The organism is Archaeoglobus fulgidus DSM 4304 (assembly GCF_000008665.1).
GTDB classification, from domain to species: Archaea; Halobacteriota; Archaeoglobi; order Archaeoglobales; family Archaeoglobaceae; genus Archaeoglobus; species Archaeoglobus fulgidus.
In genome coordinates this window covers 602,803-619,998 of the sequence record NC_000917.1, presented here as the reverse complement: position 1 = coordinate 619,998, position 17,196 = coordinate 602,803, and the positions used below count along the sequence as shown (strand labels likewise).

General features: G+C 48.7%; 18 protein-coding genes and 1 tRNA gene. 7 read left to right on the top strand and 12 right to left on the bottom strand.

All coding sequences use genetic code 11. The features are described from left to right. The first annotated feature begins 209 nt into the window (after nucleotides 1-209). A complete protein-coding gene (locus AF_RS03490) occupies nucleotides 210-1,859 on the top strand; it encodes an acyl-CoA synthetase (RefSeq protein WP_010878190.1) in 1,650 nt (549 codons plus the stop codon). A 40-nt stretch (nucleotides 1,860-1,899) separates the two neighbouring features. Here the strand turns inward: AF_RS03490 and AF_RS03485 are convergent, their stop codons facing one another. The 7 genes from AF_RS03485 to AF_RS03455 all read right to left on the bottom strand — a co-directional run bounded on the left by AF_RS03485 (nucleotide 1,900) and on the right by AF_RS03455 (nucleotide 6,761). Continuing rightward, complete coding sequence (locus tag AF_RS03485; RefSeq protein WP_010878189.1) at nucleotides 1,900-2,568, bottom strand: hypothetical protein; 669 nt, start codon at nucleotides 2,566-2,568, stop codon at nucleotides 1,900-1,902. Next, nucleotides 2,561-3,415: an enoyl-CoA hydratase/isomerase family protein gene (locus AF_RS03480; RefSeq protein WP_048064266.1), complete on the bottom strand. Its 855-nt coding sequence runs from the start codon at nucleotides 3,413-3,415 to the stop codon at nucleotides 2,561-2,563. The genes AF_RS03485 and AF_RS03480 overlap by 8 nt, the downstream gene beginning before the upstream one ends. Before the next feature lie 93 nt (nucleotides 3,416-3,508). Then, nucleotides 3,509-3,580, bottom strand: a tRNA-Arg gene (locus tag AF_RS03475). A gap of 47 nt (nucleotides 3,581-3,627) precedes the next feature. Further along, complete coding sequence (locus tag AF_RS03470; protein ID WP_231487612.1) at nucleotides 3,628-3,972, bottom strand: succinate dehydrogenase hydrophobic membrane anchor subunit; 345 nt, start codon at nucleotides 3,970-3,972, stop codon at nucleotides 3,628-3,630. Between the two features lies 1 nt (nucleotide 3,973). Next, nucleotides 3,974-4,348, bottom strand: a complete 375-nt coding sequence (locus tag AF_RS03465) for a succinate dehydrogenase subunit C (protein WP_010878186.1) — start codon at nucleotides 4,346-4,348, stop codon at nucleotides 3,974-3,976. A gap of 1 nt (nucleotide 4,349) precedes the next feature. Further along, nucleotides 4,350-5,060, bottom strand: a complete 711-nt coding sequence (gene sdhB, locus AF_RS03460; RefSeq protein WP_010878185.1) for a succinate dehydrogenase iron-sulfur subunit — start codon at nucleotides 5,058-5,060, stop codon at nucleotides 4,350-4,352. Nucleotides 5,061-5,069: 9 nt separating this feature from the next. Continuing rightward, nucleotides 5,070-6,761, bottom strand: coding sequence for a succinate dehydrogenase/fumarate reductase flavoprotein subunit (locus AF_RS03455; protein WP_010878184.1), 1,692 nt, complete (start codon nucleotides 6,759-6,761; stop codon nucleotides 5,070-5,072). A 145-nt stretch (nucleotides 6,762-6,906) separates the two neighbouring features. Between AF_RS03455 and AF_RS03450 the strand changes: the two genes are divergently transcribed. Then, entirely contained in the window at nucleotides 6,907-7,635 is a 729-nt protein-coding gene (locus AF_RS03450) for an amino acid ABC transporter ATP-binding protein (RefSeq protein ID WP_010878183.1), read from the top strand. 26 nt (nucleotides 7,636-7,661) lie between these two features. On the opposite strand, the gene AF_RS12625 is transcribed toward AF_RS03450, so the two are convergent. Next, nucleotides 7,662-8,676, bottom strand: a protein-coding gene (locus tag AF_RS12625; protein WP_086975715.1) for an IS630 family transposase whose coding sequence is annotated in 2 segments (ribosomal slippage) — nucleotides 7,662-8,210 and nucleotides 8,212-8,676 — 1,014 coding nt in all. Because the reading frame shifts where the segments join, the coding sequence is not laid out codon by codon here. Between the two features lie 165 nt (nucleotides 8,677-8,841). Here AF_RS12625 and AF_RS03435 point away from each other — a divergent pair. Both AF_RS03435 and AF_RS03430 read left to right on the top strand, forming a co-directional pair. Beyond that, nucleotides 8,842-10,773, top strand: a complete 1,932-nt coding sequence (locus tag AF_RS03435) for an acetate--CoA ligase (protein WP_010878180.1) — start codon at nucleotides 8,842-8,844, stop codon at nucleotides 10,771-10,773. Between the two features lie 72 nt (nucleotides 10,774-10,845). Further along, nucleotides 10,846-11,499, top strand: coding sequence for an adenylate kinase (locus tag AF_RS03430; protein WP_010878179.1), 654 nt, complete (start codon nucleotides 10,846-10,848; stop codon nucleotides 11,497-11,499). Here the strand turns inward: AF_RS03430 and AF_RS03425 are convergent. Further along, nucleotides 11,489-12,205 carry an alpha/beta hydrolase gene (locus tag AF_RS03425; protein WP_010878178.1) on the bottom strand — a complete coding sequence of 239 codons (717 nt, stop codon included), beginning with the start codon at nucleotides 12,203-12,205 and terminating at the stop codon, nucleotides 11,489-11,491. The genes AF_RS03430 and AF_RS03425 overlap by 11 nt on opposite strands. Then, complete coding sequence (locus AF_RS03420; RefSeq protein WP_048064265.1) at nucleotides 12,206-12,574, bottom strand: ArsR family transcriptional regulator; 369 nt, start codon at nucleotides 12,572-12,574, stop codon at nucleotides 12,206-12,208. A gap of 164 nt (nucleotides 12,575-12,738) precedes the next feature. Here AF_RS03420 and AF_RS03415 point away from each other — a divergent pair, with 164 nt between their 5' ends. The 3 genes from AF_RS03415 to AF_RS03405 are packed head-to-tail and all read left to right on the top strand — an operon-like array spanning nucleotide 12,739 to nucleotide 15,923. Continuing rightward, the gene (locus AF_RS03415) at nucleotides 12,739-13,131 is read left to right on the top strand and encodes a MerR family transcriptional regulator (RefSeq protein WP_010878176.1); all 393 of its coding nucleotides are present in this window, start codon (nucleotides 12,739-12,741) and stop codon (nucleotides 13,129-13,131) included. 42 nt (nucleotides 13,132-13,173) lie between these two features. Beyond that, nucleotides 13,174-14,673: an AMP-binding protein gene (locus tag AF_RS03410; RefSeq protein ID WP_052270505.1), complete on the top strand. Its 1,500-nt coding sequence runs from the start codon at nucleotides 13,174-13,176 to the stop codon at nucleotides 14,671-14,673. 5 nt (nucleotides 14,674-14,678) lie between these two features. Beyond that, on the top strand, nucleotides 14,679-15,923 hold the full coding sequence (locus tag AF_RS03405) for an acyl-CoA dehydrogenase family protein (RefSeq protein WP_010878174.1): 1,245 nt from the start codon (nucleotides 14,679-14,681) through the stop codon (nucleotides 15,921-15,923). 1 nt (nucleotide 15,924) lies between these two features. Here the strand turns inward: AF_RS03405 and aroC are convergent, their stop codons facing one another. Both aroC and dmpI read right to left on the bottom strand, forming a co-directional pair. After that, nucleotides 15,925-17,007, bottom strand: coding sequence for a chorismate synthase (gene aroC, locus AF_RS03400; RefSeq protein ID WP_010878173.1), 1,083 nt, complete (start codon nucleotides 17,005-17,007; stop codon nucleotides 15,925-15,927). Then, nucleotides 17,004-17,195: a 4-oxalocrotonate tautomerase DmpI gene (dmpI, locus tag AF_RS03395; RefSeq protein ID WP_010878172.1), complete on the bottom strand. Its 192-nt coding sequence runs from the start codon at nucleotides 17,193-17,195 to the stop codon at nucleotides 17,004-17,006. The genes aroC and dmpI overlap by 4 nt, the downstream gene beginning before the upstream one ends. Between the last annotated feature and the right edge of the window lies 1 nt (nucleotide 17,196).

Genomic DNA, 17,196 nt, shown 5'->3' with positions numbered 1-17,196 from the left:
TTCTCCGCAAATTATATAACTATATCGCAAATGCTATAGATTTGTATAGTATATGATGAGCTACAGTCTGATGGAGGAGCTGCTGGAAGGCTGGAAGAAATGGGCAGGAAAATTGATGTTTTGCAAGACAGCATGACAGCTTGGTTCTCACATGGATTGTACGAATCAATATAGTAAATTTTTTTAAAATTAAAAATTGACACCAATACATGAGAGGAGAGGATGTATTTTACGAAATTAATGACGAAAACGTCAGAGAGCTGAGAAAGAGATACAACAAAATCAGAAGGTGGGTAATTGCGGACTTTTTGAGGCGGAGCGGGAGAAGATATCCGGAAAAAACTGCGCTTATCTTCAACCATCCCGATGGCAGGGAGATCAGACTAACTTACAGCGAGCTGGACAAAATGGCAAATAAGGTGGCAAATGCTCTCCTGAATTTGGGGATAAAGAAGTATGACAGAGTTGCCATTCTCGCTCACAACACCCTGCACCACGTTTTGACAATCTTCGGCTGTGCTAAGGCTGGAGCGATATATCTCGGCCTGAACTACCTGATGTACGGAAAAGATCTGGCCTACTGCATCAACCACTCGGAGGCAAAGGTTCTGATTGTTGAGGATGCTCTGTTTGAAAGAATCGAGCCGGCGATGGACCAGCTCAAGACGGTCGATACGTTCCTGTGGTCGAATCAGGGTGTTGGGGTTGAAGGTGAAGGGAGATGGGAAAGTTTCGATGATTTCTTTGATGGAGAGAGTGATACGGAGCCAGATACGATACTGAACATCGAAGACCCGGTGCAGATGACCTACACAAGCGGAACTGAGAGTCTGCCGAAGTGTGTTGTTCACACCAATGAGTCGCTTATAGCCCAATATGTTGGATGCATAGTGGATGGGGAGTACACAGCTAATGACATCATGCTTAACACGATGCCCATCTACCACTGCGCCCAGCGAGATGTCTTCATGATGCCAATATTCTACGTTGGCGGAACGAATGTAATGATGACGGAGCCCAATCTGGATTTAATGCTGGAATACATTGACAGATACAAGCCCACGATGCTCTTCCTTGCCCCCACTGTCTGGATAGGATTGCTGAGACATCCTGATATCGACAAATATGACCTTCAATCACTGAGAAAGTGCTACTACGGGGCCTCAATCTTTCCGGAGGAGCCCCTGAAAGAGCTCATGGAGAAGCTTCCACAGGCGAGATTTTTCCAGTACTACGGACAGACGGAGCTCGCTCCATACCACACAGTTGCGAACCATGAAGAGATACTGGAGTACACAAAGACTGCTGGCAGAAGCGGGCTGAATCTTGAGTCAAGGCTTGAAAACGACGAGCATGAGGAGATAGCTGAAATAGGGGTTCCGGGAGAGATTACCGCCCGCGGACCTCACGTTATGCTGATGTACTACAAAGACCCGGAGAAGACTGAAGAGGCTTTCAAATGCGGATGGTTCCACAGCGGTGACATTGCGGTGAAGTACAGGGAAAGCTACTTCGAAATCGTTGACAGAAAGAAGGACATGATAAAGACTGGTGGTGAGAACGTATCCAGCAGGGAGGTGGAGGAGGTTATATACAAGCACCCTGACGTCTGGGAGGTTGCCGTCATCGGTTTGCCGCATGAAAAATGGATTGAGGCTGTAACGGCAATCGTTGTGCCCAAGCCGGGGAAAACAATCAATCCTGAGGAGATTATTGAGTTCTGCCGTAAGGAACTCTCCCCCTACAAGGTTCCCAAAGGTGTAATCGTGCTTAAGCCTGAAGATTTGCCAAAAACGCCGTCTGGAAAGATAATGAAAAGGGAGTTGAGGAAAATCTTTAAGGATTATTATTCGGCTTGAAGGAAGAGCTAAGAGAGTACTGCTCAAAATACATCGCCGACTACAAAATGTTTTTCCCATTTAGGGCCTTCCTGTTCAGCAATTCGGTGTATTTTTCCCATTCATTGTCTTCTGACTCAGACCTCCAGATGACGAATCTGCAGACATCGGCCCCGGCAGGGATGGTTGTCTCGAACTTCACCTGCCACTTGAGCTTTTTCCCTGTCTCCTTCTCATATTTTTCCCTCAGAGCCTCAAGCATTCCCTGAACAAAGTATCTCTGAACTCTGCAGTCGAAAGCGGAGTAAACGTCCTGATGAGGGCACCACAGGATATCAAAGCCCACTCTTTCCTCGCTTTCAACCCATGGCTTTTCGATGGATGCGTAGGCAATGGTGTTTACGATTGTGGCGAAGAAGCTCAATAGCTCGGCCTCATCCATACCCTCAAATTTGCTGCTGGAAATCATCTGCTCCGCAACCTCCCTGCCAACCTTCTTCAGCGCTTCATACACGACCTTCTGTCCTTTTTCGCCAAAATCACTCTCACAGGCCTTGAGGGTCTCAATAACAGCCCTTGCCTGCATGGTTCCCCAAACCCACAGCACCGCTGGGTCATAGTCAGTATTGAGCAGCTCTCTCACCCTTTTGAGGCCCTCACTGTAAGGAAAGACGAAAGTAAAGCCTTTCTCAGCCATTTCTCTGCGATTCCAGTGGGTTTTCTCACTCATCCAACCACCTCCTCACCAAATCAGGGCTCAAAACATCTCTCAACTTTTCACTCTCATTGGTAAATTCTGCCTCCCTTTTATCTCTGAAGGCAGCAGGCCCCTCGAAGAAGTCCCTGTTGAGCAGCAGATTCCAGAAGAGCAGGTTCTCCACCCTTACACCCTCCTCAATCGGCCTTCCAATGCCCCTTATCACGGCCTCCTTGTCCATTCTTACCGAGCCCTGAGGGAAGGAGCATATTCTCCTCGCCACTTCCTTTGCCCTCTTCAAAAGCTTCTCCGCAGGGACAACCTCATTCACGAGCCCTATCCTGTATGCTTCTTCCGCATCGATCTCCTTCCCCGTCAGAATAAGCTCCATTGCCCTTCCAAGCCCAACTACCCTCCAAAGCCTCTGAGTTCCTCCGTCACCCAATCCAACATTCCATCTTCTGTTCAACACCCCAAATCTGGCATTTTCGGAGCAAATCCTTATGTCGGCTGCAAGTGCAATTTCAAGACCGCCTGCATAGCAAAGGCCGTTTATGGCAGCAATTATCGGCTTGAAAATCTCCATCCCCCTCGTCAACCCGCCAAAGCCCGGGCCGTAGTAGGCGTTCTTCCTCGGGAAGTTAACCCTCTGCTCCAGCACAAACTTGTGCCACGCCTTTAGGTCAGCTCCAGTACAAAACGCTCTGTCAGTTCCCGTGATTATTGCAACCCACAAATCGTCGTCGTCTCTGAAAGTTTTCCAAGCCTCAAAAAGCTCTTCATTGGTTTCGGGGTCTATGCAGTTCAGAACTTCGGGTCTGTTGATGCGTATAGTGAAAACCCTCCCATCCTCTTCTACCTCAATATTTTTGTAATTCATAGACCTATTTATTGTGAAGAAATAGAAATTTTTGGAAAATTCTATGAACTCCTCAAAGGCTTGAACTAGCATTTATTGACATTAAAAATTCCATGCCCCCGCCGGGAGTTGAACCCGGGTCGAGGAGTCCGCAGCCCCTCAGGATATCCGCTACCCCACGGGGGCGACGTGGAAAAATTGGACTCTTGCAAGATAAATCTTTCCTTTAAAAATTAAATTGAAAACAGAAGATAAAGCCCGTAGAAGAACGCCAGAAGGAAGGCGAGCGTTGTCAAAGCTGAAACTGCCCCCTTTTTCCTCATTCCCGCATTGGTGTCCAGTAGTATTGCCCTCAGCCCGTTGAAGGCGTGGAAGGACACTGCAAGCAGTAAAAGCGCATAGAGAGCCTTGAACTCAGGCTGAGCGACCCTCTCAACAACCTCAGCATATCTAAGCGCATCATGTGTGGTCATGTGGGTCACATAGAAGTGGGCTGTTACCAGCAAAATCATCAGCAGTCCGGTGATCATCTGCATAAGCCATGCAAGTGGTTCCAGAACGCTCTTTGCAGACTCCATTTCAACCACCCGTTAGAGAATACATGATGTAGCTTGCGTAGAGCCACACCACCACTGCAATTAAGGTGAAAATCACAAGAAGAGGCTTTCTGTACTCGTAAGCCACCCCAAACTCGTGCAGGATTATTCTGAAGCCGTTAACTCCGTGAAAAACACCGCAGAGCACAAGCAGCAGGTCGAAGACGAGAAACTGCCTTGAGACAGTAAGAGCTATCATCCCCTCGTAAGTTGACCCAGTCTTGTCCATAAGGGACGAGAGGTAGGTTAGATGCATCAAAAGGTAAATCAGCAGCACAACTCCAGTGAGACGCTGAAACGTGAAGGCCCAGCTGAAAAGGCTCCTTCCCTTAAACCTGAACCAGCCTGAAACGCCCATTCTACCACCCCAAAAGGCTCTTCAGAATGCTGAAAGCTGTCTTTTTCCTCAGCATCTGCACAGCCTTGGCAGGCTCCACATTTTTTGGACAAACCTCGCTGCACTCCATTGCTAGATGGCACCTCCAGACTCCGTTTGATGAGCTGGCAATCTCGTACCTCTCCCTCTGCCCATCATCCCTGCTGTCAGCGCAGAATCTATAGGCAGCAGTCATTGCAGCGGGGCCAAGGTAGCCGTCAAGAGTTGCTGCTGCTGGGCAGACCGAGTAGCAGGCTCCGCACTTGATGCAGAGTGTGAAGACGTAGTACTCATTCAGCTCCTCCGGAGTCTGCAGCAATTCTTTGGGCTCTGCGTAGTTGTCATCCTTTCTTATCAGATATGGCTTCACGGCCTTGTGCTTGGCGAAGAATCCATCAAACTCCGTAATCAAGTCTTTAATCACCTTGAAGTTATCCAAGGGCTCAACCTTCACAGCATTGCCGAGAGTTAAAACCTGAGTCTCACACGCTAACCGTGGCTTATCGTTTATCTTCATCGCGCAGCTACCGCAAATTCCCATTCTGCATGAGGCTCTGAAAGCAAGGCTTGAATCGAGATTCTCCTTGATGTAGTATAGAGCCTCAAGAACGGTCATCCCCCTCTTTGCAGGCACCTCGAAGCTCTGCCAGTAAGCCTTTGTCCCATCAAACCTTCTAATCCTGAACTCCACCATCCAACCACCTCAGTATTTCCTTTCAACCGGCTGCCACTTCGTTATGGTTACTGGCTTGTAGTCGAATTTCGGCCCCTCGGGGGTGTAGTAGGCGAGAGTGTGCTTCAGCCAGTTCTCGTCGTCTCTCTTTGGGTAATCAAGGCGGTAGTGGGCTCCTCTGCTCTCCTGTCTCTTCAAAGCCCCTATGGCAACAACCTCAGCCAAGTCGAGCATGTAGCCGATTTCGATGGCAGAGGTCAAATCGGTATTGAAGCCCCTCGACTTGTCGTTGATTTCCACGTTTCTGTAGCGCTCCTTCAGCTCCTTTATTTTCTTCACAGCTTCCTTCAGTCCCTTCTCCTCTCTGAAAATCCACATGTTAGCCTCCATCGTTTCGTTCAGCTCCTTCTTTATCTGGTATGGGCTCTCGTCCCCGCTTTTGCCCAGAAGCTCATCGAATATTCTCTTCTCCTCCTTCTCCCTGAACTCGGCTGAAATCTTCCCCTGCTTCGCCTTCAATGCATACTCAGCCGCAACCTCTCCCGCAACCCTTCCAAAAACCAAGCATTCAGCAGTGGAGTTTGAACCAAGCCTGTTTGCTCCGTGAATGCTTACGCATGCGCACTCACCGGCAGCGAAGAAGCCCTTTACTGCTGTCTCACACCTCACGTTGGTATCTATTCCACCCATCGTGTAATGAGCGACCGGCCTTACCGGAATCGGCTCCTCCACGGGGTCAACGCCAGCGAATTTTATTGCTGCATCTCTGATTAGCGGTAACCTCTCCTCTATCTTCTCCTCGCCAAGATGTCTCAGGTCGAGGGCTATGTAGGGGCCATACTCCCCCTCAAATCCTCTTCCCTCAATGATCTCAGTCCACATCGCCCTCGAAACGACATCCCTTGGCGCTATCTCCATTTTTTCAGGAGCGTATCTTTTCATGAACCTCTCACCGTTCTTGTTCAAGAGGTAGCCACCCTCACCTCTGCATCCCTCGGTCATCAAGATGCCTGAAGGTACAAGGCCTGTGGGGTGGAACTGGAAGAACTCCATGTCCTTCAGCGGGATGCCATTTCTGTAGGCTATCGCCAGCCCATCTCCCGTAACCTGGTGGCTGTACGTTGTGAAGCCGTAGAGCCTCCCCGCTCCTCCGGTGGCGAAAATCACGGCTTTTGCTTCAAAAAACTCCATCTCTCCCGTCTTGAGCTGGATTGCTGAAACTCCCTGCACCGCTCCATTCTCAATCGCTAAGTTGGTTATGAAGTACTCAGGGAAAATCTCGACATTGTCGTACATCAGCATCCGCTCGTAGAGGGTGTGAACTTCATGAAAGCCCGTCCTGTCCTTCGCGTATGTGGCGCGATTGAAGCTGTGTCCTCCGAATGGCCTCTGGGCAATCGTTCCATCCTCGTTTCTGCTCCACGGACACCCCCAGTTTTCCAGCCTTATGATTTCCTTAGGGCATTCCCTCACAAAAAACTCCACCGCATCCTGATCAGCGAGAAAGTCTGCACCCTTAACCGTATCCCAGGCGTGCAGGTCAAAGCTGTCCCCTTCCCTTAAAACAGCAGCCGTCCCACCTTCCGCACAAACGCTGTGGCACCTGATGGGGTAAGTTTTTGCGATAAGAGCGATGGATAGCTTTCTGCTTTTTTCTGCTGCAGCTATTGCAGCCCTCATCCCTGCAATCCCTGCCCCGACAATAACGATGTCGTGTTCCATTACACCACCTTGTTTAACTCTATTAATCCCTCTATATAAACATTATACTAACTGTTGCCTCTCTTTAAAATTCACTTCGTATGCTTTGTATTGATTAGTACGCACGAGAAAAAAGATTTTATATAACAAACCTAAACTTCAAGCGATGGCGCAGCTTGAAATCATAGACCTCCACAAGAGATTCGGTGAGCTTGAGGTTCTCAAAGGCGTGACGATGAAAGTAGAAAAAGGAGAGGTTGTGGTCATTATAGGGCCTTCTGGAAGCGGAAAATCCACTTTGCTGAGATGCATAAACCGTCTCGAGGAGCCTACGAGCGGAAAAATTCTTCTGGATGGCGTTGACATAACCAACAGCAAGATTGACATCAACAAGGTGAGGCAGAGAATAGGAATTGTTTTTCAGCAGTTCAACCTCTTTCCTCACCTCACAGCCTTGCAGAACGTCACTCTTGCCCCAATCAAGATAAAGAAGATGAGCAAGCGAGAGGCCGAGGAACTCGGTATGAGGCTGCTTGAAAAGGTCGGTTTGGAGGACAAGGCTGACTACTATCCGGCTCAGCTGAGCGGCGGGCAGCAGCAGAGGGTTGCAATCGCAAGGGCTCTGGCCATGAATCCCGAAGTGATGCTGTTTGATGAAGTGACTTCCGCTCTTGACCCTGAGCTCGTGAAGGAAGTTCTCGATGTCATGAAGCAGCTCGCAAGAGATGGTATGACGATGGTTGTAGTTACGCACGAAATGGGCTTCGCAAGGGAGGTGGGGGACAGAGTGATTTTTATGGATGGTGGTGTGATAGTAGAGGAGGGGAAGCCGGAGCAGATATTCTCCAACCCCAAACACGAGAGAACCAGAAAGTTCTTGAGCATGATACTTTGATTTTTATAGTACTTGACATAACTAACTTAACCAAAATTCAAGAACTTTTTTATCCACTTTTCTTCGAAGCTCATTCTCTGAGTTAACTGGTAAAAGCTATTCGAAATCACTTCCTTAAGCTCTTCCAACGTTTTAATGAAGAGAGGAGACAACACTCTCTTTATAACTCTCCAGATTTGCTCAATAGGATTCAGATCGGGAGAGTAGGGAGGCAGATAAACCAGAACCATGTTCAGCTTCTTTGCCTTTCTTCTCGTCTTTCTGGCCCAGTGCGATCTGAAGTTATCCAGAACAATGATTATGATTTTATCCGGATTCTTCTCTCTTATCTTCTCAAGAAATTCACATACGGATTCTTTCTTAGAATTTTCCTTGAAATCTACAACGCTCTCCCCATTTATCGCATAGAAACCGAAAGTGTTGGCTCTCATTTTTGTAGTGTTCTTCTTCACAGATGGTTTATTGAAGGACCAAAGCCTTTGAGTGTTTGCGTTGAGCTGGGGCGAGGTTTCATCCAGAAATCCTATGATACAACTTTCTAAGTCAACTTCAAGTTCTTCAAGTTTTTTTAAACTCCTCTTCTGCGTTCTCAGGCCTTCTATAGTCTTTCTGGTATGGCTTGGCGTATTTCATGCCAAATGATTTTAGCAGCCTGCTCACGTGCCTTAAGCTATACTCTACTCCGAAATTTTCCTTGATGAGTTCTCTTACCTCTTTTGTTGTCCAGTTATCTCTCTCTTTCAGAATGGATTTTAACTCTTCCTTCTGCTCATCGCTTAATTCTGAAGGTCTTCCCCCTCCGTAGTTCGGTTTTAAGCCTTCCAAACCTTGTTTATTCCACCTTTCAAGCCATACATAGCCTATGACTTTGCTTACTCCAACTTCTTTCGCTGCTTGAGGAACAGTTGCCCCCTTGTATAGCTCTTTGATGAAGAAAAGTTTTCTGAGGACTTCCGAACAGATTTTTCTCTTGCGAATTTCTTCGTTTAACTCTTCCAGGGTTAGCCACCTAACTACCTCTTTTTCGGGTTTTCGTCCCATGTATTTGTTTTGTAGTTGTTAGTTAAAAATGTTTTGTCTAATACTCTAATTGAATAAAAGTTGACAGTTCAATTAATATCAGGTATGATTTATCTCAGCACGCTTTCGCAAGTTTTTTAAAATAGATTTTAACAATAAATAAATATATCTATTAGAGGTGATGAAATGGAAGAGTTTAGAAAGTTGTGGCAGGAAGCGTATGAAAATCCTGAAAAGTTCTGGAATGAGAGGGCTGAGGAGGCCATGGACGACATAAACTGGTTTGAACCTTGGAAGAATGTTTTTAAATGGGAATACCCAAAGTTCAGCTGGTTTGAAGGGGGGAAGACCAACATCTGCTACAACTGCCTTGACTACAAGGTGAAGAGGTACGGTTCAAAGCCTGCCTACATCTACGAAAACCCCGAAATGGACTTGAGCTATGCAATTACCTACAGACAGCTTTACAGCATGGTTAAAAAGTATGCCGCATCTCTGAGAGGAGCTGGACTGAGCAAGGGGGACAGAATTCTTCTTTATCTTCCAAACTCAATCGAAGCTGCGGCAATGCTGCTCGCAGCAGCAAGAATTGGCGTTATTTCTGTGACAGTCTTTGCTGGTTTCTCCCCCAAGGCCGTTGCCGACAGAATTGAGCTGACCACACCGAAGCTAATCTTCACGCAGGATTTCTCCACAAGGAGAGGGAAGCTGGTGAGGCTGAAGGACAACATCGATGAGGCTCTGAGCTACGTGCCTGAAAACGTAAGGGAAAACGTCGGAATGGTGGTCGTGAAGAGAGCGATGCCGGAAGAGGAGGTCGATTTAAAGGAGGGGCGGGATTTCACCCTGAAGGAGTTTCTTGACCTGAAAGGAGGAGAAAGCAGTGATTATGTTGAGATGGATGCGATGGACCCAATCTTCGTCATGCCCACATCAGGCACAACGGCCAAGCCCAAGCCTGTGGTTCACGTTCAGGGAGGTTATCAGATATGGAACTACTATGCTGCTAAGTGGGTTTACGGCCTGAAGCCTGACGATGTGATATTCAACACCTCGGACATAGGCTGGATTGTCGGGCAGAGCTACATGGTTTTCGGCCCGCTTCTCGCAGGCTCTACGTGCATTCTCTTCGACGGCACTCCTGATTATCCCGAGCCGGGCACGTGGTGGGAGGTTGTGGAGAGAAACGGAGCAACGCTGATATGGACATCCCCGACTGGTGCGAGGATACTGAGAAAGCTTGGAGTGGAGAAGGCAAAGGAGTACGACGTGAGCTCGGTCGAGAGGGTGGTTTGTGCGGGGGAGGTTCTGAATCCAGAGGTGTGGTACTGGCTCTACAGAGATGTTTTTGAGGAGGAAATTCCAATAATTGACCACATGTGGCAGACCGAAACCACCGGAGCGCTATTCGGCTATCCCTACGGTCTCTACGGGGATGAAATTAAGGAGTACATCAAGCCCGGCTCCGCCGGACTTCCCTTACCTGGAATAATTCCCGTCGTTCTTGACGAGCTGAGTGGAGAGGAGCTACCACCGAGGGAAAAGGGAGTCATGTACCTCAAAAGACCTTTCCCCGGCCTAACACCAACGCTCTGGGACAGCTTTGACAGATACGTGAGGTCATATTGGGAGGTTGGAGCGGGCAGAGGAATGTACTGCACCGGAGATGCTGCCTACATTGACGAGGATGGCTACGTGTGGTTCACGGGAAGGGCTGATGAGGTCATAAAGATTGCAGGTCACAGAATTGGGACAATAGAGGTTGAGAATGCCCTGATAAGTCATCCGGCAGTAGCTGAGGCAGGTGTAAGCGGCATACCTGATGAAATCAGGGGAGAGGTTGTGGCAGCATTCGTCGTTCTCAAGCCCGGCTACTCTCCGAGCGAGGAGCTGAAGAGGGAGATAATAGACCACGTGAGGAAAACTCTCGGCCCGATTGTTGTTTTCAAGGACATACAGTTCGTGAACATGCTTCCAAAGACGAGGAGCGGTAAAATCATGAGGAGGGTCATGAAGAGGCTTTTCCTCGGGCAGGAGCTTGGTGACCTGTCAACGATCGAGGAGGAGGCATCGGTTGAGGAAATCAAGGAGGCGGTTGAGAAGCTCAAGAAACTTTAAAAATTTATTCCTTTTTTTCTCTTGCTCCGGTAAAAATCAAAAAGTTTAAAGGTGTAACTGCAAAGCAATCACATGAACCTGATTTTTCTCGGCCCACCCGGAGCGGGTAAGGGTACGCAGGCAAAGAGAGTTTCCGAAAAGTATGGCATTCCGCAGATTTCAACCGGTGATATGCTGAGGGAGGCTGTTGCTAAGGGGACGGAGCTGGGAAAAAAGGCCAAGGAGTACATGGACAAGGGGGAGCTTGTGCCTGACGAGGTTGTTATTGGCATAGTCAAGGAGAGGCTGCAGCAGCCTGACTGTGAGAAGGGCTTTATCCTCGACGGATTTCCGAGAACTCTCGCTCAAGCAGAGGCTCTCGACGAGATGCTCAAAGAGCTGAACAAGAAAATCGATGCCGTCATCAACGTTGTTGTTCCTGAGGAGGAAGTCGTAAAGAGAATCACGTACAGAAGAACGTGCAGAAACTGCGGAGCCGTCTATCATCTGATTTACGCTCCACCCAAGGAGGATAACAAGTGTGACAAGTGCGGTGGAGAGCTATACCAGAGAGACGACGATAAGGAGGAAACTGTGAGGGAGAGGTACAGGGTTTACAAGCAAAATACGGAGCCGCTTATCGATTACTACAGAAAGAAGGGCATACTCTACGACGTGGACGGAACCAAAGATATAGAGGGCGTCTGGAAAGAGATAGAGGCCATATTGGAAAAGATCAAATCCTGATAATTTTTTCCTTTATTTTCCCGTCAAGCCACTCGGCAATTAGCTCAACAATCCTATTGTCATGCCTTAAAAAGTGGTCTCCCTTCTCCACCTCCACGAATGCCTTGGGCTCCCTCGCAAGGTTGTAAAGTGTGAGCCCATTCTCGAACGGAACAATCTCATCCAGCCTGCCATGAACGATTAGCTTCTCGGCACCAACATCTCCTATCCAGTTTTTGGGCTCAATCTCGGTGAACTCCTTCAAAAACAAATTCTTAAAACTCTCAAAGCTTCCAATCCCCTTAAGGGTGTTTTTCATGCGAGCATTTTCGTAAACCAATTTCAGAACCTGCTCGGTAAACATATCCAGGCAGCAGGGTGAGGAAACAACGACCATTTTCCGAAGGTTCCTCAACTCAGCAGCGGCTCTTACAGCAACTGCTCCGCCCATACTGTATCCGAGTATGCTAACCTCCTCAAAGTTTTCTGCAATCCTCAGCAAATCCTCGACCCAGGCTTTAAGGCTGAAGTGCCCGTCGCTCAATCCTGTTCCCGAAAAATCAAAAATTAGGGTTGGAAAACCACGTTTGGAGAAAAAACCGGCGAGGTCTGTGTAGCTCTTTTCAACTACTGAACCGGGCTCGTAGGGAAGTCCGTGGCAGACAATTAGCGCCCTCTCCACGTATATCCTCGCGAATACTCTGCCAATTTTTTTATCAAAGTGCATTTATTTCAATCCGACGAGCTTCTCAAGTTCCTCGAGGTCCTTCTCAATTTTCTTTATTTCCTCCTTTTTGTTCTGGACAAGCTCTGAAACTATCTCTTTCAAATCTCTTGTGAGCTTGTAGCACTTGAGCGGTCTTCCCTTGCCCTTCTTTTTGAGCTCCCTTTCCTTAATCCATCCCCACTCTTTCAGGTCCTTCATCGCAAGGCTTACCTCTGGTTGTCTGAGGTTTGCGGCTCTCTCTATGTCTCTTGAAACCGCCTCACCAGCCTTCGCAAGGAAAACCACAACTTTGGCTATATTCCTGTTCAAACCCGTTTCTGAGAGCAGCTGAACGATTCTCTCCTCCTTCTCGGTCAGCTCTTCAACCATGTGATTCACCTCCCATTACCGTTATGTGCAACACTCTTTACTTATACTAAGGACTATATAAATTTTTTTGCATTTAGGTATTTATCTAATATCCAATCGCTATTTTGTCAGATAAATCATTAGATGGGAAATATTATAAAGTCCTAAAGCCGACAATCCTTAAAATGAAGAAAAAAGACCGCTACACGATTTCGGAGCTTGCAAGAGAGTTCGAGATAAGCACGAGGACCATTCGGTATTACGAGGAAATTGGTCTTCTCAACCCCGAAAGAACGCCGGGAAATCAGAGAATTTTTTCGAGAAAAGACAGGGCAAAGCTGAAGTTGATTTTAAGGGGTAGGAGGCTCGGTTTCAGCCTTGAGGAGATTAGAGAGATGATTGAGATGTACGATGTGGCAGGAGAGCCGGAGCAGATAAGGCTGACGCTGAAGTACGGCGAAAAGAAGCTTAAAGAGATTGAGGAAAAAATCAGGGAGCTCGAGCTTCTAAAAGAGGACCTTCTCAACTTAAGGGAGATGCTAGTCAAGAGACTTGAGGAGCTGGAAAAGGGAAGTTAACGTAAACGTTAAATTTAAATATTATTTATGGCTTATTTTTGTTTGGGTGAGAGTGTGTTTACTATACCGTATCTTCTGGAAAGAGCGGCAAAGCTTTTTCCCAACAAGGGAGTTGTTGGCAGGGAAGGGACAAAAAGCTACTCAGAAGTAAGGAAAAGGGTTCTTGGGCTAACAGCGTTTTTTGAGAACATAGGGATACGGAACGAGGTTGTGGCAGTAGCGGACTGGAACACACCGGAGTTCTTCGAGCTGATTTATGCGATAACTGCAGCTGGAGGGATTCTGTATCCGGTCAACATAAGACTGCCACCAGATCAAATAGCCTACACGCTGAAAAAATCGGAATCGGGACTTCTGATTTACTCCGACGACTTTTCAGCCCTTGCAAAAGTTCATGAAGGAGAAAGCTTGCACATAAAAGAGGTGGCTGAGAAGGCTGATGAGGCAGAGCCTGAAGTCAACGTTAAGCAGGATGATATGGCTGTTATGCTCTTTACCAGCGGTACCACGGGATTGCCAAAGGCTGTGAGATACACTCACGAAAAAATGATTCACGGAGCTCTTAGCATAGCACATCAGCTTGCTCACCACGAGACTCCTGCAAATCTAACTCCGAGGGACGTAATCTTCCCTCAGATACCCATCTACCACATTCTCGCTTGGGGAACTGTGTTCATAGCCCCCTACATGGGTTTGAATCTGGTGATGGGCGGAAGATTTGATCCGGCAGAGGCTGTGAGGCTCATCAAAAAAGAGGGGGTAACATGGATTAACGCCGTTCCGACAATGGTTAACATGCTCCTCGAGACGAAAGAGGACCTCAGCGGCATTAAGGTGCTCATCGGAGGGAGTACGATTACAATTGACCTGGCAAGGCGCATGGAAAAAGCAGGAATGAAGTTCTCAACAATCTATGGCGGTACCGACATGCTGGCTGCATCCATTGCTATTATGACCGAAGAGGCCAAGGTGAAGGGTGTTGACTACATCAGGCAGGTAACTCATCCCGTTCCCTTTGCGGAGTTCAAAATAGTCCCCCAGGAGGGAATGGGGGGTGAGTCGGGGGAGATATACTTCAGAGCCCCTTGGCTACCCATGGAGTACTACAAGGACGAGGAGAAAACCAAAGAAGCCTACACCGAAGATGGCTGGTTCAAAACAGGAGACCTCGGAGTTGAGATGCCAGACGGAGGAGTAAAGATACTCGACAGGGTGAAGGATGCCATCAAATCCGGCGGAGAGTGGATTCCGAGCAGCATTCTCGAATCAGTGATTTCGGAAATTGAGTGGGTGGAGTACGTTGCAGTTCTCGGCAAGCCCGACGAGAAGTGGGGTGAGAGACCTTTTGCAGTAATAAAGCCCGTTGACAGGAGTAAGGCGAGCATTGAAGAGGTGAAAGAGCATCTGGCCAAAGCTGTTGAAGAGGGCAGAATTGCCAAGTGGTGGATTCCGGAGGAAATTGCGATTGTTGATGATATGCCTCTCACGAGCACGGGAAAAATTAACAAACTTTCGTTAAGAAAAATGCTGTTGGAGAGGTGATGTAAATGCTCGAAAACGACGCCCTTCTTACTGAAGAGGAGATTAAGATAAGGGAGGAGGCAAAGGAGCTTGTTAATGCTATTGACCCCGAGCTTCTGAGGAAAATGGACAGGGATGAGGTTGACTACCCCTTCGAGTTTCTTGAGGAAGCTGCGAAGAGGAAAATGCTTGGATTGAGATTTCCGGAAGAGTACGGGGGGAGAGGGCTTAGCTGGACTGCTGAGAGCGTTGCTGTTGAGGAGGTTGGCGTTCTGGGCAACGGAATAGGGTGCAGTTATGCGATGGTCAGCATTGTTGGGGAAGCAATTTACCGCTTCGGTCAGGAGTGGCAGAAGGAGGAGTTTCTGAAGCCGATAATAAAGGGTAAGAAAGTCTCTGCCGAAGGACTGACGGAGCCGAGAGGAGGGAGCGACTTCTTCGGAACAACAACGAGGGCGGAGAAGAAGGGGAATGTGTGGGTGCTGAATGGTGCGAAGAGGTTCATAGCTGGTGGCAAGGTAGCGGACTTCTACCTGATTTACGCCAGAACTGATCCAACTGCTCCAGGCCACAAGGCCCTTACAGCTTTTCTGGTTGAGAGGGACATGGGCGTTGAGGTGGAGGAGCTCTACAACCTCCTCGGCTTCAGGGGAATGGGGACTGCGAGGATTGTGTTTAAGGATGTTGAAGTGCCAGATGAGTACAGGCTGGGAGAGGTTAATGGGGCCAGAGTGATTTTCAACAGGATGATGATTCCCGAAAGGATGACCTCCGCTGCAGGAGCGCTTGGAACCGCAAGGGCGGCGCTGGAGGTGGCGGTGAAGTACTCCAACAAAAGGAAAGCCTTCGGCAGGAAAATAAGGGAGTTTCAGGGAGTCAACTTCATGGTTGCTGAGGCTGTGACGAAGCTTGACGCTGCAAGGGCTTTAACCTACAACGCTGCGAGGGCTGTGGACCTCTACGATGCGGGAAAGGGCCCCGACCCAAGAAGGCTGGTCAGCGAGGCGAAGTACTTTGCAACCGACGTAGGATGGGATGTTGTCAACAAAGCAATGCAGATTCTCGGTGGAATAGGCTACACCCAGGTTTATCCGGTCGAGAGGATGCTGAGAGACATGCGTCTCGCCCCTATATGGACTGGCAGCAACGAAATCATGAAGGTGCTGATACAGCACGAAACCTACAAGATGATGGGGCTGCCGTCAAAGGACAGGGATGTTGAGAAGGACGCGATGGACTGGTACAAGGAGTGGGAGAAGGTTTACGAGTGACTTACAGCAAACTCCTCGGTATCAGCCCCTGCATCAGCATGCAGTCGGCCAAAACCAAAGCCACCATTGCCTCAACCACGGGCACGGCCCTTGGAACTATGCAGGGGTCGTGCCTGCCCTTTACGCTTATCTCAGCCTCCTCCATTTTTTCGTAGTCAACGGTTCTCTGCTTTTTTGAAATTGATGGTGTGGGCTTGATTGCTGCCCTTAACACTATATCCTCCCCATTCGAAATCCCTCCCAGAATTCCTCCTGCGTTGTTGGTGGCAAAGCGGATTCTGCCATCCTTCAGCACTATGGGGTCGTTGTTCTCGCTCCCCCTCTTTCTTGCGGCCTCAAATCCGGCGCCGATTTCCACACCCTTTACAGCAGGAATGCCCATAACGGCGTAAGCCAAGTAGGCGTCGAGCTTTCCGAAGACCGGCTCACCCAAACCGGCAGGGACGTTTTTTGCAACGACCTCCACCACCCCACCCACGCTATCCCCCTCGCTCATCGCCTCCTTTAGCCTCTGCTCCGCCTCCTTCTCCGCTCTCTCGTCCGGCATCCTCAAAGGACTCCTTTCAGCCCTCTCAAAGGCCTTTTCAGCATCATCGACCTCACAGCTTACTCCTGCAATTTCCTTCGCGTACCCCATAACTTTAACGTCATACCTTCTGAGCAGCAGCTTTGCCATCGCCCCTGCAGCAACTCTTGCAGCGGTTTCCCTCGCTGAAGCCCTTCCACCACCTCTCCAGTCCCTCACGCCAAACTTGGCCCAGTACGTGTAATCAGCGTGTCCCGGCCTGAAAACGGTCTTCAAGCTCTCGTAAGCGCTCGAATCCGCATCGACGTTCCAGACAACCATTGATATGGGCGTGGCGGTAGTGAGACCCTCAAAAACTCCGGAGAGGATTTCAACTCTGTCAACTTCCTTTCTCTGCGTAGTGTACTTCTTCCCCGGCCTCCTCCTTTCCATTTCCCTCTGAATGAACTCCTCGTCAACCTCAAGACCTGCGGGAAAGCCGTCTATAACGCAGCCCACCGCTCTGCCGTGACTCTCTCCCCAGGTTGTGACCCTCAAAAAATGGCCGAAGGTGTTCATTCTCGCTCTCTATCCGCTATAAGCTTCCCACCAACGCCAACGTTCTCGGCTGGAGGCTCGTGAATCAGAATTGTAATCGCGCTCCTGTCCATGCCGTAGATTTCTGCAGCAACCGACGTCAGCCTCTCAACAAACTCCCTCTTTTTACCCACATCCAGCTTGGGGCCGTAAACAATCAGGACTGGCATA

Excerpts from the sequence above, each read along its gene's own strand:
- AF_RS03490 (WP_010878190.1), top strand. The coding sequence starts at position 210 with ATGAGAGGAGAGGATGTATTTTACGAAATTAATGACGAAAACGTCAGA.
- AF_RS03485 (WP_010878189.1), bottom strand. The coding sequence starts at position 2,568 with ATGAGTGAGAAAACCCACTGGAATCGCAGAGAAATGGCTGAGAAAGGC.
- AF_RS03480 (WP_048064266.1), bottom strand. The coding sequence starts at position 3,415 with ATGAATTACAAAAATATTGAGGTAGAAGAGGATGGGAGGGTTTTCACT.
- AF_RS03470 (WP_231487612.1), bottom strand. The coding sequence starts at position 3,972 with ATGGAGTCTGCAAAGAGCGTTCTGGAACCACTTGCATGGCTTATGCAG.
- AF_RS03465 (WP_010878186.1), bottom strand. The coding sequence starts at position 4,348 with ATGGGCGTTTCAGGCTGGTTCAGGTTTAAGGGAAGGAGCCTTTTCAGC.
- sdhB (WP_010878185.1), bottom strand. The coding sequence starts at position 5,060 with ATGGTGGAGTTCAGGATTAGAAGGTTTGATGGGACAAAGGCTTACTGG.
- AF_RS03455 (WP_010878184.1), bottom strand. The coding sequence starts at position 6,761 with ATGGAACACGACATCGTTATTGTCGGGGCAGGGATTGCAGGGATGAGG.
- AF_RS03450 (WP_010878183.1), top strand. The coding sequence starts at position 6,907 with ATGGCGCAGCTTGAAATCATAGACCTCCACAAGAGATTCGGTGAGCTT.
- AF_RS03435 (WP_010878180.1), top strand. The coding sequence starts at position 8,842 with ATGGAAGAGTTTAGAAAGTTGTGGCAGGAAGCGTATGAAAATCCTGAA.
- AF_RS03430 (WP_010878179.1), top strand. The coding sequence starts at position 10,846 with ATGAACCTGATTTTTCTCGGCCCACCCGGAGCGGGTAAGGGTACGCAG.
- AF_RS03425 (WP_010878178.1), bottom strand. The coding sequence starts at position 12,205 with ATGCACTTTGATAAAAAAATTGGCAGAGTATTCGCGAGGATATACGTG.
- AF_RS03420 (WP_048064265.1), bottom strand. The coding sequence starts at position 12,574 with ATGGTTGAAGAGCTGACCGAGAAGGAGGAGAGAATCGTTCAGCTGCTC.
- AF_RS03415 (WP_010878176.1), top strand. The coding sequence starts at position 12,739 with ATGAAGAAAAAAGACCGCTACACGATTTCGGAGCTTGCAAGAGAGTTC.
- AF_RS03405 (WP_010878174.1), top strand. The coding sequence starts at position 14,679 with ATGCTCGAAAACGACGCCCTTCTTACTGAAGAGGAGATTAAGATAAGG.
- aroC (WP_010878173.1), bottom strand. The coding sequence starts at position 17,007 with ATGAACACCTTCGGCCATTTTTTGAGGGTCACAACCTGGGGAGAGAGT.
- dmpI (WP_010878172.1), bottom strand. The coding sequence starts at position 17,195 with ATGCCAGTCCTGATTGTTTACGGCCCCAAGCTGGATGTGGGTAAAAAG.